This window comes from Alcanivorax sp. MD8A, assembly GCF_002888555.1.
GTDB lineage: Bacteria > Pseudomonadota > Gammaproteobacteria > Pseudomonadales > Alcanivoracaceae > Alcanivorax.
The window spans coordinates 51,322-66,576 of record NZ_AQOQ01000006.1 but is presented as its reverse complement, the minus strand read 5'-3'; the positions used below and the strand labels follow the sequence as shown (position 1 = coordinate 66,576).

General features: G+C 58.6%; 13 protein-coding genes. 12 read left to right on the top strand and 1 reads right to left on the bottom strand.

The features are described from left to right. Positions 1 to 4 precede the first annotated feature (4 nt). The 11 genes from trpA (at position 5) to A15D_RS04725 (ending at position 11,849) form a co-directional block, all read left to right on the top strand. The gene (gene trpA / locus A15D_RS04775; RefSeq protein ID WP_102790979.1) at positions 5 to 808 is read left to right on the top strand and encodes a tryptophan synthase subunit alpha; all 804 of its coding nucleotides are present in this window, start codon (positions 5 to 7) and stop codon (positions 806 to 808) included. A 10-nt stretch (positions 809 to 818) separates the two neighbouring features. Further along, positions 819 to 1,697 (top strand): acetyl-CoA carboxylase, carboxyltransferase subunit beta, encoded by an 879-nt coding sequence (gene accD / locus A15D_RS04770; RefSeq protein WP_102790978.1) that lies wholly within the window; start codon positions 819 to 821, stop codon positions 1,695 to 1,697. After that, positions 1,690 to 2,970: a folylpolyglutamate synthase/dihydrofolate synthase family protein gene (locus tag A15D_RS04765; RefSeq protein ID WP_102790977.1), complete on the top strand. Its 1,281-nt coding sequence runs from the start codon at positions 1,690 to 1,692 to the stop codon at positions 2,968 to 2,970. Before accD ends, A15D_RS04765 begins: the two co-directional genes overlap by 8 nt. Positions 2,971 to 2,973: 3 nt before the next feature. Beyond that, the gene (locus tag A15D_RS04760; protein WP_102790976.1) at positions 2,974 to 3,612 is read left to right on the top strand and encodes an SPOR domain-containing protein; all 639 of its coding nucleotides are present in this window, start codon (positions 2,974 to 2,976) and stop codon (positions 3,610 to 3,612) included. 152 nt (positions 3,613 to 3,764) lie between these two features. Next, complete coding sequence (locus A15D_RS04755; protein WP_022986595.1) at positions 3,765 to 4,256, top strand: CvpA family protein; 492 nt, start codon at positions 3,765 to 3,767, stop codon at positions 4,254 to 4,256. A gap of 51 nt (positions 4,257 to 4,307) precedes the next feature. After that, positions 4,308 to 5,831 carry an amidophosphoribosyltransferase gene (gene purF / locus A15D_RS04750; RefSeq protein WP_022986594.1) on the top strand — a complete coding sequence of 508 codons (1,524 nt, stop codon included), beginning with the start codon at positions 4,308 to 4,310 and terminating at the stop codon, positions 5,829 to 5,831. Positions 5,832 to 5,871: 40 nt separating this feature from the next. Next, positions 5,872 to 7,080 (top strand): O-succinylhomoserine sulfhydrylase, encoded by a 1,209-nt coding sequence (locus A15D_RS04745; RefSeq protein ID WP_102790975.1) that lies wholly within the window; start codon positions 5,872 to 5,874, stop codon positions 7,078 to 7,080. 49 nt (positions 7,081 to 7,129) lie between these two features. Then, the gene (locus tag A15D_RS04740; protein WP_102790974.1) at positions 7,130 to 8,041 is read left to right on the top strand and encodes a MoxR family ATPase; all 912 of its coding nucleotides are present in this window, start codon (positions 7,130 to 7,132) and stop codon (positions 8,039 to 8,041) included. A 12-nt stretch (positions 8,042 to 8,053) separates the two neighbouring features. After that, positions 8,054 to 9,013: a DUF58 domain-containing protein gene (locus tag A15D_RS04735; RefSeq protein ID WP_102790973.1), complete on the top strand. Its 960-nt coding sequence runs from the start codon at positions 8,054 to 8,056 to the stop codon at positions 9,011 to 9,013. Beyond that, positions 9,013 to 11,049 (top strand): DUF3488 and transglutaminase-like domain-containing protein, encoded by a 2,037-nt coding sequence (locus tag A15D_RS04730; protein WP_233192079.1) that lies wholly within the window; start codon positions 9,013 to 9,015, stop codon positions 11,047 to 11,049. Before A15D_RS04735 ends, A15D_RS04730 begins: the two co-directional genes overlap by 1 nt. A 65-nt stretch (positions 11,050 to 11,114) precedes the next feature. Then, complete coding sequence (locus A15D_RS04725) at positions 11,115 to 11,849, top strand: TenA family transcriptional regulator (protein ID WP_102790971.1); 735 nt, start codon at positions 11,115 to 11,117, stop codon at positions 11,847 to 11,849. Positions 11,850 to 12,091: 242 nt separating this feature from the next. On the opposite strand, the gene A15D_RS04720 is transcribed toward A15D_RS04725, so the two are convergent. Further along, the gene (locus A15D_RS04720) at positions 12,092 to 12,658 is read right to left on the bottom strand and encodes a hypothetical protein (RefSeq protein WP_102790970.1); all 567 of its coding nucleotides are present in this window, start codon (positions 12,656 to 12,658) and stop codon (positions 12,092 to 12,094) included. Between the two features lie 138 nt (positions 12,659 to 12,796). Here A15D_RS04720 and hrpB point away from each other — a divergent pair, with 138 nt between their 5' ends. After that, the gene (gene hrpB / locus A15D_RS04715) at positions 12,797 to 15,238 is read left to right on the top strand and encodes an ATP-dependent helicase HrpB (protein WP_102790969.1); all 2,442 of its coding nucleotides are present in this window, start codon (positions 12,797 to 12,799) and stop codon (positions 15,236 to 15,238) included. Positions 15,239 to 15,255: the final 17 nt, after the last annotated feature.

The window sequence follows — 15,255 nt, the reverse complement described above, 5'->3', positions numbered from 1 at the left end:
GTTAATGCGTCGTATCGAACGTTGTTTTGAGCGTCTGGCCGGTGAGAATCGCAAGGCTCTGATTCCTTTCGTCACCGCTGGAGATCCCCAGAAAGCCGTGACGGTGCCGCTGATGCACGACATGGTCAAAGCGGGTGCCGATATCATTGAGCTGGGGGTGCCGTTTTCCGACCCGATGGCCGATGGCCCGGTGATTCAGCTGGCCTGTGAGCGTGCCCTGGCCCAGAACACCTCCACCCGTGACATTCTGGGCATGGTGAAAACCTTCCGTGAAACCGATACCGAGACGCCTGTCGTCTTGATGGGTTACCTGAATCCGGTCGAGGTGATGGGCTACGAGGCGTTTGCCAGCGCGGCGTCTGAGGCTGGGGTAGATGGTGTGCTGCTGGTCGATCTGCCGCCGGAGGAAGCTCTGGAGGTTAAACCGATCATGGATGCCAACGGCCTGGACATTATTTTTCTGGTCGCGCCGACGACATCGGATGCCCGTATCAAACTGATTGGCGAGGCGGGTTCAGGGTACTTGTACTATGTGTCCCTGAAGGGAGTAACGGGCTCTGCTGCCCTGAATGTGGACGAAGTGGCGAGCCGGGTTGAAACAATTCGCAATCTTGCCAAATTGCCCATCGGGGTCGGCTTTGGTATCAAGGACGCAGAATCGGCGCAGGCTGTCAGTCGTGTGGCCGACGGTGTCGTGGTGGGCAGTGCTCTGGTGAACCAGATTGACAAGTTCCAGAAGGAACCTGCAGCCATCAACGGTGCTATCGGTGACATTCTGTCTGCCATGCGCACCGCCATGGACACGTAAGGACCTTTGCATGAGCAGCAGCAACTGGCTGGAAAAAATCCTACCCGCAGTACGGCGCCCCCAGGAAAGCCGTCGGACCAATATACCCGAAGGGCTATGGCGCAAGTGTCCGCGCTGTGATGGAGTGGTTTACCGGCCAGAGCTGGATCGCAACATGGACGTGTGCCCGAAGTGCGAGCATCACCTGCGCATCGGTGCCCGCAGGCGCCTCAAGCTGTTTCTGGACGAAGGAACCCTGACGGAGATCGGGGCCGGCCTGGCGCCGGTGGACCGTCTCAAGTTCAAGGACTCCAAGAAGTACAAGGACCGGCTTGCCGCAGCCCAGAAGGACACTGACGAGAATGATGCTCTGATTGCCATGAAAGGCTCCCTGCACGGTGAGCCAGTGGTGGCCTGTGCCTTCGAATTCAGTTTTATGGGTGGCTCAATGGGGTCGGTGGTCGGTGAGCGCTTTGTACGTGCGGTCAACGTGTGTCTGGAGCACAAGTTGCCACTGATCTGTTTTGCGGCAAGTGGCGGCGCGCGGATGCAGGAGGCGCTGTTTTCGCTGATGCAGATGGCGAAAACCTCTGCTGCGCTGGAAAAAATGCGTCAGGCGGGGCTACCCTTCATTTCCGTGCTGACAGACCCCGTCTATGGTGGCGTGTCTGCCTCGCTGGCCATGCTGGGGGACGTGAACGTGGCAGAGCCCAACGCCCTGATTGGCTTTGCCGGTCCGCGAGTGATTGAGCAGACCGTACGGCAGAAGCTCCCGGAAGGCTTCCAACGCAGCGAATTCCTGCTCGAGCACGGTGCCATCGACATGATCGTGAGCCGTCACGAGATGCGCGATACCCTGCACCGTCTTTTGGCCAACATGCTGGGTTGGCCTCTGGCCGTGAATGACTGACCCTTCTCACCCGGCGGTGCCGGCGTCTCCCGCCGCGGAGGCGCTGGCCACCTGGTTGTTCCGTATTGAAGCGATGCACCCGGCTGACATTGAGCTGGGTCTGGGACGTTTACTTGAGGTAGCGGAGCGTCTTCAGGTGGCTAGCCTGGCCATGCCGGTTATTACCGTAGCGGGCACCAATGGCAAGGGGTCGACCCTTCGCTTGATGACCGCTCTGGCCGAGCAATTGGGCCTCAAGGTGTGTCTTTATACCTCGCCACATATCCTGCATTTCAATGAACGGGTGCGCTTGCCTGACGGGCTGGCCAGCGATGCCCAGCTTTGTGCGGCCTTTGATCAGGTCGAGCTGGCACGACAAGGGCACGGCGACGAGCCGCCTGTGCCGCTGACCTATTTTGAATTCACGACCTTGGCCGCGCTGTGGTTGTTCCGCGATAGCGGGGCGGACCTCGTCTTGCTGGAGGTGGGACTTGGCGGGCGGCTGGATGCAGTGAATATCGTCGACCCCGATGTGTCCGTGGTGACCTCGGTGGGCCTCGATCATCAGGATTGGCTGGGTGATACCCGCGAAGCCATTTGCGCCGAAAAATGTGGCATTGCCCGGCGCGGAATCCCTCTGGTATTTGGCGAGCTGGATTGGCCCGCTAATCTGACTGATTGTGTTGCGCAATACGGGGCCCGGGGGGTATTGGCCGGGCGAGATTTTGGCCTGCACGAGGGGCTGTTGCGGCTCTGCGATGGTCAGCGAATACCGCTACCCACAGAGGTGACCCTGGGAAGGGACAACCTGTGCACTGCTGTTCAGGCCATGACGCTGGCCGGGTTTTCCTTGCAGGCTCACCAGATTGCCGCAGTAGCGGGGGTGACGCTCATGGGGCGTTGCGAATACCGTCGTATTCAGGGCGCCGACTGCTGGTTTGATGTGGGACACAACCTGCCTGCGGTGCAGCGTTTCCATGACCTGCTAGCGGATTGCCCGGGCCGCCGTCATCTGGTTTTCGGCATGATGGCCGATAAGCCCCGTGAAGCCGTTGCCGGTGTCTTTGCGGAGGATACCCGTGCGATCTGGTATCTGGCCGCCCCTGCGATAGCCCGGTCTGCTTCTACAGCGGCACTGCGTGCTGTGCTGCCTGCGGATGCCGCAGCGGCAGAATATGCTTGTGTGGCAGACGCGGTCCACGCAGCCCTGTCGGCTGCCATTCCCGGTGATCAAGTGGTAGTCTTCGGCTCGTTCCATACTGTTGCAGAAGCCTGGCAGGCTGTGGAGGAGTAGACGGTGGAAAAGCGCACGCGCCAGCGTATAACCGGGGTGGTATTGCTGCTGATTCTGGCGGCGGTCCTGTCGCCTCTGGTGTTCCGTTCGCCTGAACAAATTCGTACGGCACTGAATATGGAGATCCCCCCCGCGCCGGATTATCAGGCGGTGGTCGTGGAGCCTGTCATTGAGGAAGAGGTAGAAGCGGCGGCTCGCGAGCGATTGGTGACCGATCGTGAGGATGTCATCGCTGAGGCGGGGGAGCCTGTAGCTGAGCAGCCCGACCCAGAGCCTGAAGCACCTGAAGAGGCACAAGATGAGGTGCCAGAACGTGTGGAAACCGCGAAAAAGGATGGGCTTCGCACCCTGACTACGCCGCCAACGCCGGCTCGGCAGCCGGGGGATGATCCCATATTGGCAGGCTTCGTTGTCCAGGTCGGCAGTTATAGCCAGCAGGACAGTGCCACGGGGTTGGTGGAACGCCTTAAAAATGCGGGCTATCGGGCGTATACCGAAAGCGATACCCAGAATGGCAAACTGCTGCATCGGGTCATGGTCGGTCCGGAAATTCGCAAGGAAGACGCTGAGCAGACCCGCCAGCGGCTGGCCGATGATAGTCGATTCAATCTGAAGGGGCTGGTCCGTATCTATGCCCCCTGAACGGGTCAGCCCGGGTTCTGCTCATCGGCCATGCATCGCCGGCCCGGCTCTGGTAAACTTCGCCGTCTGAATTCTCTCCGGCAGCCAGTGCCCGCCAATGGGCCCGCTACCGTTCAATCCAGGCATTTACCGCAGGCGAGAGCACGCGTTTCATGAATTTGGCAGACGGCATCATTCTGGTCGTGATTGCGGTATCAGCACTGCTCAGCGTCCGCCGCGGCTTTACCCGCGAAGCCTTTTCATTGCTCACCTGGGTCGCCGCCTTTATTATCGCGCGCCTGTTCAGCCCCGCGCTGGAAATCGTGCTCCAGGAACAGATCAGCACCCCCAGCCTGCGTACCGCTGTTGCCTTCGGTACCCTGTTTGCCCTGACGCTCATTGTCGGGGCGCTGATCAATCACTTGCTGGGCGAACTGATTCGGGTAACTGGCCTTAGCAGTACCGACCGCCTTCTGGGCATGGTCTTTGGTGCGCTAAGAGGTGTCCTGTTGATGGTGGTACTGGTGGCGCTGGGTCGTCACCTGTTTGCTGCCGATAAATGGTGGCAGGACTCCACGCTGGTTCCCCATCTGGTCATGATGGAAACCTGGACCCGGGAAATGGGTGAGAATGTTCTCGCCTGGGTCATGAATACAAGTAGTTAAGGGGCCTCAGCATCCCCTTTAACGCGCCACGCCTGACGAGAGGAAAAAACCATGTGCGGCATTGTGGGCATTGTCGGCCATAGCTATGTGAATCAGGGCATTTATGATGCGCTGACCGTTCTGCAACATCGCGGGCAGGACGCGGCAGGTATCGTGACCTGTGACGGCGACCGGCTCTATCTGCGCAAGGATAACGGTATGGTGCGAGATGTGTTCCGCACCCGCCACATGCGTCGGTTGGTTGGCAACATGGGTATCGGTCATGTGCGTTACCCTACCGCCGGAAGTTCCAGTTCGGCAGAAGCGCAGCCTTTCTATGTTAACTCCCCCTACGGCATTACCCTGGCCCATAATGGCAACCTGACCAATGCGGAAGACCTGGCGGAGCACATCTTTCGTGCCGATCTGCGCCACATCAACACTACCTCAGATTCTGAGGTGCTGTTAAACGTCTTCGCCCACGAATTGCAGAGCCGTGGCAAGCTGCAGCCGGAGCCCAGCGATATTTTTGATGCAGTCGCGGCCGTTCACAAGCGTGTGGAAGGGGCCTATGCGGTGGTGGCCATGATCACCGGCTACGGCATTCTGGCGTTCCGTGACCCCCACGGTATTCGTCCGCTCTGCTTCGGGCGCAAGGACACTCCCCAAGGCCCGGAATACATGGTGGCATCCGAGTCGGTGGCGCTGTCTTCTTTGGGCTTCCATCTGGTGCGTGATCTGGCGCCTGGCGAGGCGATCTACATCACTGCAGAGGGCGAGATGCATACCCGCCAGTGCGCCGAGTCACCCAGTCTGCACCCGTGTATTTTCGAGCAGGTGTATCTGGCGCGTCCTGATTCCATCATCGACGGTATTTCTGTTTACAAGGCTCGCCTGCGCATGGGTGAGAAGCTGGCAGAGAAGGTGGAGCGTGAGTGGCCGGACCACGATATTGATGTAGTGATTCCGATTCCGGACACCAGCCGCACCTCGGCCCTGCAACTGGCCAACCATCTGGGTGTGAAGTACCGTGAAGGCTTTATCAAGAACCGCTATATTGGCCGCACGTTCATCATGCCGGGCCAGCAGCAACGCAAGAAATCCGTGCGCCAGAAACTGAACGCCATCGAGCTGGAATTTCAGGGCAAGAATGTGTTGCTGGTGGATGATTCCATTGTCCGTGGCACGACCTGTAATGAAATTATCCAGATGGCCCGCGAAGCGGGTGCGAAGAACGTGTACTTTGCGTCTGCGGCGCCCGCGGTGCAGTACCCCAATGTATACGGCATTGATATGCCCGCAGCCCAGGAACTGATTGCCCACGGGCGCACGACCGAAGAAATTTGCGAGCTGATCGGTGCCGACCGGTTGATCTATCAGGACCTGAATGATCTGGTGGAAACCTGCCGCGAGGGTAACCCGGATGTGGCATCGTTTGATTGTTCCGTATTCAATGGTGAGTACTTGGCGGGCAACATTACCGCAGACTATTTGAGTATGCTTGAAGCGCGTCGCAACGATCTGGCCAAGGGCAAGAGTGAAAAAAGTCAGGCTCTTGCGGATAATGAAATTATCGACCTGCACAATACCAACTGAGCCGACTCAAGAGGCTCACTACGCACTGGCGAGGCTGTGAATGAACGATCTGGATCCGAGTGAATTTGATGTCGATACCCTGGCTATCCGCACTGCGCAGCTGCGCACGGATGAGATGGCCCACTCGGATCCGATTTTTCTGACGTCCAGTTTCGTCTATGAAAGTGCGGCCCAGGCGGCGGCGCGCTTTGGTGGCCAGGAACCAGGCAATATTTATTCCCGGTTTACCAACCCCACAGTGCGTGCCTTTGAGCAGCGCCTTGCCGCGCTGGAAGGCGGAGAGGCCTGTGTGGCGTTTGCTTCTGGCATGGCCGCCATTAGCGGTACTTTCTTTTCCTTGTTGGCCCCGGGCGATCATGTGGTCAGTTCCCGGAGTGTGTTTGGCACGACCAATGTGGTCTTCGACCGTTACCTGAAAAAGTTCGGCATCGAAACCACCATGGTCGACCTGACTGACCTTGCCGACTGGGAAGCGGCCATTCGGCCGGAAACCAAACTTCTGTTCCTTGAGACACCGTCCAACCCGCTGTCAGAAGTGGGCGATATTCGGGCACTGGCGAAGCTTGCCCATGACAATGGGGCGCTGCTGGTCGTGGATAACTGTTTCTGTACTCCGGCGTTGCAAAAGCCGTTGGAGATGGGGGCTGACATTATTATCCACAGTGCCACCAAGTATCTGGACGGGCAGGGCCGTTGTCTGGGTGGCGCCGTCGTCGGAGCCAAGCCTCAAATGGATGAGGTGTTGGGTTTTGTCCGCTCAGCCGGGGCGTGCATGAGCCCATTTAATGCCTGGGTCTTCCTGAAAGGGTTAGAGACATTGAGTCTGCGCATGAGCGCTCAGAGCGCCCGGACCCTGGAGTTGGCACAGTGGCTGGAAACCCAGCCGGGCATTGCCCGGGTGCATTACGCGGGCCTGCCGAATCACCCCCAGCATGCATTGGCGGCAAAACAGCAGTCTGCGTTTGGTGCGGTGATGTCCATCGAAGTGGAAGACGCTGCGGGTAACCGTGATCGTCAGGCAGCCTGGCGTTTTATTGATGCCACTCGGCTGATTTCCATCACCGCCAATCTGGGGGATGTTAAAACCACAGTCACGCACCCGGCCACCACAACCCATGGCCGGGTCAGCGAGGAAGAGAAACAGCGTGCCGGTGTCACGGAGAACCTGATCCGTCTGGCGATTGGTCTGGAGTCCGTCGCGGACCTCAAGGCCGACCTGTCTCGAGGGTTAAAAGCGCTGGCCGTATAACCCGGCCTTGCCGTCAATCCTCGCTAACAACACGACAATAAGGGGATTCATGCAGGCTCTGACAAAAGCCCTGGCCCAGGTAGGGCAGGTGGTATTGGGTAAGGAAGAACAGCTCAAACTGGCGCTGACCTGCCTGATGGCCAATGGCCACCTGTTGATAGAAGATCTGCCCGGGATGGGCAAGACGACACTGGCCCATGCGCTGGCGCGGGTGTTCCAACTGGATTACCGGCGTGTCCAGTTCACCAGTGACATGTTGCCGGCGGATATTTTGGGGGTTTCCGTTTTCGACCCCAAGTCGCAGGACTTCTCCCTCCGTGAAGGACCGGTTTTCACCCAGCTGCTACTGGCCGACGAAATCAATCGCGCGACGCCCAAAACCCAGGGGGCATTGCTGGAAGCCATGGAAGAGCGGCAGGTGACCCTTGACGGCGTCAGCCGCAAATTGCCCGAGCCTTTTTTTGTGGTAGCGACCCAGAACCCGGTGGATCAGGCTGGCACCTTTGTGCTGCCCGAGTCCCAGCTCGACCGCTTTCTGATGCGTATTTCGCTCGGTTATCCCGCGCCAGAGGTAGAGCGAAACCTGCTGGCAGGGGGCGACTTGCGAAGCCAGGTACGCAACCTCAAAGCGGTTATCAGCAGCGAAGGGTTGATCAAGTTGACTCGAATGGTCGACAAGGTGCGTGCCACAGACGAACTGATCGATTATGTGCAACGCCTGTTGGATGCGACTCGCAGTGATGATCGCTTTGTCGCGGGTCTGTCGCCCCGTGCCGGTCTGGGGTTGCTCAAGGCCGCCCGGGCCTGGGCGTTAATCGGTGGGCGTGATTATGTTGTGCCGGAAGACGTGCAGGCGGTGTGGGCGGCGGTTGCCGAGCACCGACTGGCGGCCCGACAGGGGGGAAGCGTGGCAGCAATGACGCAATCCCTGCTGCAGTCTGTTCCGGTGGTACGGCGATAAACGGGGCCTTCCATGCGCCTTCCTGCTCCCCTGCGCGATCTCTACGAACGCTGGTTGTCGCGGCGATTGCCGCGCTCCGGTCGGGTTGTGCTTAATCAAAAGCGCATTTTCATTTTTCCTACCGGCTACGGTTTCTTTTATTTGTTGGTTGCCAGTCTGTTGTTCATTGGCGGTATCAACTATGAAAACAACCTGATTCTTGCCTTGTCTTTTTTGCTGGCGAGCCTGTTCCTTGTCGCTATCTTGCATACCTACCGCAACCTTTCCGGTCTGGGGATTCGTAACGGCGATAGTGAATCCGGGTTCAGCGGTGCCAGTGGTGCATTGGAAGTCATCCTGTTTCCCGAGCGCCGTAATCATCTCTGTTTATGGCTGTACTGGCAGGGGCAGTCTGCCCAGCAGGTCAGTGTTACGGGGGGTGAGGAGAGCAGCCTGTGGCTGAATATGCCCCTGACCGAGCGTGGCCGGGTCATGGCCCCAAGGCTGAAGGTGGAAAGCCGTTTCCCCCTGGGACTGCTGCGAACCTGGTCGTATGTTTCACTGGATCACTATTGCCTGGCCTGGCCGCAGCCACAGGAGTGGGCGGAGTGCCCGGCCGACGGCGGTGACGAGCATAGCCAGCAAGTGCCCACCGGTCGTGCAGGCAACGATGAGTTTCAGGGGCTTCGTGAATATTCCCCCGGTGATTCCTTGCGGCGTATCGACTGGAAAGGTTATGCCGCAGGCAAGGGGCTGAATACCAAGTTATTCGAGGAGCCTGCGGGCGGACGGTTATGGTTACGTTGGGACAGACTGGAGGGGATGGGCGATGAGCAGCGCTTGTCGATCCTGTGTCACTGGATTCTGACGCTGGACCAACAGCAATTGCCCTATGGGCTGGTCCTGCCAGGTATCACCCTGACCCCGGACACGGGGGACGTTCACCGTTGGCGCACCCTTGATGCGCTGGCGTGCTACCCGGAGTTTGATTGATGCGCGTTTATCAGGTGCCAGTGCATACCCGCCTGTGGCTGGCAACGGCCCTGATTGCGTGCTCGTTACCCCAGTTACTGTTGGGTCCTGTCTGGCAATCAGTGTTGCTGGCTGTGGTGGTGGTCATTCGCTGGTTGGTGGACCATCAGCGTATGCGTTTGCCTGGGCGTATCGTGCGGGGCGTTCTGATGGTAACGGCAGTGGGTATGACCTGGTACAGCTTTGGTCGCATCTATGGGCCTGAAGCCGGGGTGGCGTTACTGGTCAGTCTGTTTGCCCTTAAATACCTTGAAATGGTCCAGCAACGTGATGCCTATGTGGTGATCGTGCTGGGCTATTTTGTGTGTGCCACAGCGCTGTTGTTCGAGCGTGGCCCCGGCATGTTCCTTTTTGTCTTGCTGTGCATGCTGTTGCTCACTGCGTGTCTGGTAGGCATCAACCACAGTGATACACGCGCCAGCGCTTTTTCTCACCTTAAAACCGGTGGGGTGATGCTGTTGCAGGCCATACCTGTGACGCTGGTCCTGTTTCTGTTGGTGCCCCGTGTTGCCCCGTTGTGGAATATGCAGCTGGATAGTGGCAAGGCCCGTACCGGCATGAGTGACAGTATCTCCCCGGGGGATATCAGTGACTTGTCTGAATCTTCTGAGTTGGCGTTCCGGGTCGCCTTTCAAGGCGAGATGCCTCCGCCCTCGGAGCGTTACTGGCGAGGGCTGACATTAAGCCACTACGACGGACGTACCTGGCAACAAGCCATGCCTCGGGGTATGGCAGTAGATAGCTATCTCTACAATGGAAGGGGAACACCTCCAGATTGGTATAACCGCTTGCAGGAACAGGGGGCGCAACAGGCGAGCTATTCCTACCAGTTGATCATGGAGCCGACCCAGCGTCGCTGGTTGTTTGCCCTGGCGGTGCCCATGCTGGAACAGGGGGATGCGTCGCTGGCCAGAGACATGCGTCTGGTGGCGAGGGCGCCGCTTTCGCAGCGGACAGCCTATACAATAACCAGTTTTCCGGGCTTGAGTGCGGCAATCCCCCTGTCCGTGCAGGAGCAAGATCTGATGTTGAGCTTGCCTCGCGACAGTTTTGGGCGCCGTGCCAGGGGGCTCGCACAACAGTGGCGTCTGAATAGCGACAGTGACAGACAGATCGTGTCCCTGGCCTTGCGTCATTTCCGGGAGCAACCGTTCCATTACACCCTCAAACCCCCACCGCTGACGGCAGATCCCATCGACGAGTTCTTGTTCCGTACCCAGCGTGGGTTTTGTGAACACTATGCCTCCAGCTTTACTTTTTTGATGCGGGCGGCGGGGGTGCCTGCCCGGGTAGTGGTGGGTTATCAGGGCGGCGAGCAAAATACGCTTGGTTCTCACTTGCTGGTGCGGCAGTACGATGCCCACGCCTGGGCGGAAGTGTGGTTGCAGGGCCAGGGCTGGGTCCGGGTGGATCCCACCGCAGCGGTAGCCCCGGAACGTATCGAGCTGGGGCTGCGGGGTTCCCTGCAGGGAGATGCAGAGGAGCAGGGAGCACTGGCCGGGCTGGAGAGTTTTGCCGCCGGGGGCTTGCTTGGCCGGCTCCAGCTGTGGGCGGATTATGTGGATTTCCGCTGGCAGACCTGGGTGCTGGGGTATGACAATCAGTTTCAGCTCCAGGTACTACGTCGCCTGCTTGGCGACGTTACGCCTTTGCGGGTGGCCGTCAGTCTGATCGTGGCCATCACCCTGTTGCTGGGGGTATACATGCTGGTACTACTGCGCCAGAGCGGAAAGTTGCAGCAAACCCTGCTGGAGCGTGAATTCTGGCGGGTTCATCAGCGACTAGAGAGGCACACCGGACAATCTCTTCCCGCGGGGCTGAGTCCAGAGGGGCTGGCCCGTGCGGTAGAGGTTCAGACGCCGAAAGCGGGACCTGTGGCCCGTCAATGGGCCGGCTATTACCAGCAATTACTCTACAATCCTGGCTTTGGTGCAGGGAAAGCCCAAATCCGTCATTTACGTCGACTGCGAAATCGCTTATACAAATTATTGGACTAGTGTGCCGCTTTCGGGGCACGCTGGTGGAGGCATAAAAATAAACCGTTGTTATGGAGAACAACCGCATGCGTGCCGCGAATTACAAGAAAGCGCTGGAGCTGACCGCGCATTCACCCTGGGCTCAGCAATTCTGGGATGATCTGGTGCCGCTCAAGGATCGGGTAGTCAGGCATCCGCTGTTTGACGAGATGGCGGCAGGTTCACTGTCCCTGCCGCGTTTCCGCTCGGCATTGTTGAACTTCTATCCGTTGGTGGAAAACTTTCCCAAATACATGGGCCTGAATCTGGCCAAGACCCGGCCGGGGCGCCATGCAGGCCATGAAGAAGCCAAGAACTGGCTGATTGGCAATATCAAGATTGAGCAGCGCCATGCCTACTGGTACCAGGATTGGGCCATGGGCTTCGGGATCACCTTGCGTGACCTGGAATTTGTCGAGCCACCTGCTGCCATGGATGCGGTGAATCACTTTCTCTGGAACATGGGGCATCAGGGCACTCTGGAAGAAGGGATTGCTTCGACCAATCTTGCCATTGAATGGGCGACGGGCGAGTGGAGCCAAAGCGTGGTCAAGGGCATGAAGGCCTATCAGGAAAATGGCGTGGCAACGATTAATCGCCACTCCATGGCCTGGTTACGGGCTCACGCCTCCTATGATGACGATCACCCCCATGAAGCCATGGAGCTGATCAAGCTGGTTTGCGTGGATGAGGCCCAGAAAGAGAGAGCCTTTGCGGCGGCCAGCAAAGGGCTGGAGTATTACATCCAGGCCCTGGATTATTGCTACGACCAGGCGGGCTGAGTCAGGGTTATGGTCGGGCGTCTGAAGTCGGACGTCTGACGCTCTAACCCAACCCAGCTGGGTGCGAGATAGCGACTTTGCAATGCAGGTGTGCCGTTGTGGCAGTCAAATCAGGCAGGGCGGCATGGGCCGCGAGATTGGCGTTACTGGTTTACTGCCTTTCGCGTCAGACGTCCGACGTCAGACGTCCGACGTCAGACGTCTGAGCGGCGTGTTTCCCGTAAATCCCTGATGACAAGCAATCACATATAAACCTTGAGCTTGTCCCGAATGACCTTCTGAATTGCCTTGATCTCCATGGGGGAGCGGTCCACCAGTTTGGAGGGCTGGATGCGGTGCAGGTGCAGGCAAGGAAAGTCCTTGCGAAATGCCCGCAGGTCCCCCTTGGTAATCACAGGCAGGAAGGGGACTTCCGTGGTTTCCTTCTTCATCAGGGCCCATAGCCCTACCTTCAGCGGTACGGGTTTGATGATCCGTTTCCCATACTTCAACAGCCGCAGTGTCAGAAACAATCCTTCCTTGCCGAACAGGTCGCCGGGCACGATATACATGCCGGTGGCATGCACGCTTTCATCCACGATGCCGTTAAAGGTGTCGTGGTAGGCGTACGGGTTTGGCAGGATGATCAGTGACCGCTCATCGTGATCCGGTAACGAGATATCGTAATTGGTATAAAGCTGCTCCACCGGTGCACTGAAAACGCACAGCGTGTCCTGGAACTGTTTGATAAAATTGACCGCCCGCTGGTGGTTGTCAAAGTCATTCAGCTTCCAGATTAGATGCTCAGGTATCCCCAAATCGCTCAGCATAAATCGCTATTTCTATTCGTTATAAATTATTAGTGCTGAGCCAAATATAGCATAGCCTTCGCTGACCACCAGAGACGATAGGCAGAAAAATGGTTACAAGTGACTGCGTTCACGTTGAAAAGGCAATGGAAGTAACGAATGCCCCATAATTTTCCCGTTGATGATGTCATTCCGCAGTTAATTCAAGCACTTGACGAGTACGGTCGTGCCATTCTGGAGGCCCCGACCGGAGCGGGGAAATCCACCCGTGTGCCTTTGGCGTTACTGGAAACAGAGTGGGCCAGCCATGGCAAAATCCTGATGCTGGAGCCGCGCAGGGTTGCGGCCCGCTCAGTGGCCACGTTCATGGCAAGCCAGCTTGGGGAACAACCAGGGGAGCGGGTTGGGTACCGGACCCGATCTGATACTCGCAGCGGCCCGAATACCCGCGTTGAAGTGATCACGGAAGGGATTCTTACCCGCATGCTGCTGTCAGATCCGGAGCTGAAGGGTATCAGCCTGGTATTGTTCGACGAATTCCATGAGCGGTCTCTGCAAGGGGATTTGGGCCTGGCGCTGGTGCGTGAAGTTCGGGAGGTTTTCCGGCCTGATCTGGGGTTGCTGGTGATGTCGGCCACGCTCGACAGCGAATCACTTCAGAGCTGGCTTGAGGCACCGGTCATTCGCAGTGAAGGCCGGCGCTTCCCGGTGGAAATCCGCTATGCCGCGGTGCCCTCCAGAGAGGACTGGAGGGTACATTGCTTACGAGAGGTTGTTGCTCTGGCGCCTACGGCAAGTGTGATGCTGGTCTTTTTGCCGGGCCAGGGGGAAATCCACTGGTTGGCAGGTCGACTTCATGAAAACGGGTCAGGGGAGCGGGTTCGCGTGTTGCACGGCGGTTTGCCTGTCAAGGAGCAACAGGCCGTTCTGGATGAGGCTCGTCACGGCGCCTCACTGATTATTCTGTCTACCAACGTGGCAGAAACCAGTCTGACCATTGATGGGGTGACTCATGTGGTGGATAGCGGGTTTATCCGTGAGCCACTTTATGATCCTGCCAGACACCGCTCGAGGCTTGTCACACGACGGGTCAGTGAGTCCAGTGCCCGGCAGCGAGCTGGCCGGGCCGGCCGGCTTGGCCCTGGGCAGTGTATACGTTTATGGGCAGAGTCAGAGGTGCTTGCCCGTTACACCGCTCCAGAAATACAGCGTGTTGGCCTCGACGGGCTGGTCCTGGATCTTGCACGCTGGGGGTGTAGCCAACCTGATGGAATGGAGTGGTTGGAGCCCCCGCCTGGAGGCGCCTGGCGTAGTGCGGTGGATCGGTTGACCTCAGCCGGGGTACTGGACGGACAGGGCGCTTTGACGCCGCTGGGTGAAGCGGTGTCTTCGGTGGCGACGGAGCCGGCGCTGGCCATTCTGGTGATTGCCGGCAGAGAGGTCGGGTTGGTTGAGACTGCATCGCGGCTGGCCGCCTTACTCTCTGATCGCGATCCCTTTCAGGGGCAGGGTGTGGACGTGCGCGACCGCCTGCAGGCCCTGGAACAGCGCCCCCAACAATATGGAAACTTGCTGGCCGAAGCCCGCAGACTTGCCGGCGGCAAACATCGTGATGAAAGCGATTGGCGGCAAGGGCTAGGCGCGTTACTGGCCTGTACCTTCCCGCAACAGGTGGCAAGGCAAAGGCCCGGGCGAGACGGGGTGTATCAGATGGTGGATGGCCCCGGTGTCCGTTTACCGGAACGGGATCGATTGCTTGGCCACGAGTGGTTAGTGGTTCTCGACACCGACGGGCAGCCACGGGATGCCCGGTTGAGGTTGGTCATGCCGTTGGATGAGCGAGCCGTGACTGCGGTGCTGGACAAGCACGCTCGCTGGCGCAAACGTGCCGGTTGGGATAGTGAGCGTGGCCGGGTGACCGGGCGTCGTGAGCAGGTGCTGGGCAATCTGGTGATTGAATCGCATCCCCTTGCCGAGCTGTCTTCAGAGCAATGTGTCGAAGGGCTGCTTCAGGGGGTTCGTGAAGCCGGATTAGACAACGCCTTGCCCTGGGATGAAGAGGCGCGCCAGTGGCAGGCCAGGGTTGCGAGAATGGCGTTACTGGAATCGGGTTGGCCGGCAGTGGACGACTCGACCCTGAAGGCAACCCTTGAGCAGTGGCTGGCTCCCTTTATGGCCGGCATGCGACGACTGGACGATCTGCGCAACCTGCCACTGCAGCATGCACTGGATGTGCTGTTGACGTTGGAACAAAGGCAGGCGCTGGAGGTGCAGTTACCGGCCCGGGTGGCAATTCCCAGCGGGCGCAACGCCACGCTTGATTATCGTAGCGAACACGTAGTGCTTGCAGTGAAATTACAGGAATTGTTTGGGCTCGGAGTCTTGCCGACCCTTGCCAAAGGGCGTTTGACGATCACCGCACATTTGCTGACCCCCGCGGGACGGCCTGCCGCGATTACCAATAACCTTGAGCGCTTCTGGCGGGAAAATTACCCGGCCGTGCGCAAGGAGCTGCGTGGGCGATACCCCAAGCATCCTTGGCCTGAGGACCCGCTTGAGGCCACTGCGACGGCACTGACCAAGCGAAGGCTGGGTCAGTAATTTCCATGTCTTTGCCG

Bases quoted from the DNA above. Each gene is read 5' to 3' on its own strand.
- A15D_RS04725 (WP_102790971.1), top strand. From the start codon at position 11,115: ATGCGTGCCGCGAATTACAAGAAAGCGCTGGAGCTGACCGCGCATTCA.
- A15D_RS04740 (WP_102790974.1), top strand. From the start codon at position 7,130: ATGCAGGCTCTGACAAAAGCCCTGGCCCAGGTAGGGCAGGTGGTATTG.
- A15D_RS04735 (WP_102790973.1), top strand. From the start codon at position 8,054: ATGCGCCTTCCTGCTCCCCTGCGCGATCTCTACGAACGCTGGTTGTCG.
- A15D_RS04755 (WP_022986595.1), top strand. From the start codon at position 3,765: ATGAATTTGGCAGACGGCATCATTCTGGTCGTGATTGCGGTATCAGCA.
- A15D_RS04745 (WP_102790975.1), top strand. From the start codon at position 5,872: ATGAACGATCTGGATCCGAGTGAATTTGATGTCGATACCCTGGCTATC.
- accD (WP_102790978.1), top strand. From the start codon at position 819: ATGAGCAGCAGCAACTGGCTGGAAAAAATCCTACCCGCAGTACGGCGC.
- A15D_RS04720 (WP_102790970.1), bottom strand. From the start codon at position 12,658: ATGCTGAGCGATTTGGGGATACCTGAGCATCTAATCTGGAAGCTGAAT.
- hrpB (WP_102790969.1), top strand. From the start codon at position 12,797: ATGCCCCATAATTTTCCCGTTGATGATGTCATTCCGCAGTTAATTCAA.
- purF (WP_022986594.1), top strand. From the start codon at position 4,308: ATGTGCGGCATTGTGGGCATTGTCGGCCATAGCTATGTGAATCAGGGC.
- A15D_RS04765 (WP_102790977.1), top strand. From the start codon at position 1,690: ATGACTGACCCTTCTCACCCGGCGGTGCCGGCGTCTCCCGCCGCGGAG.
- A15D_RS04730 (WP_233192079.1), top strand. From the start codon at position 9,013: ATGCGCGTTTATCAGGTGCCAGTGCATACCCGCCTGTGGCTGGCAACG.
- trpA (WP_102790979.1), top strand. From the start codon at position 5: ATGCGTCGTATCGAACGTTGTTTTGAGCGTCTGGCCGGTGAGAATCGC.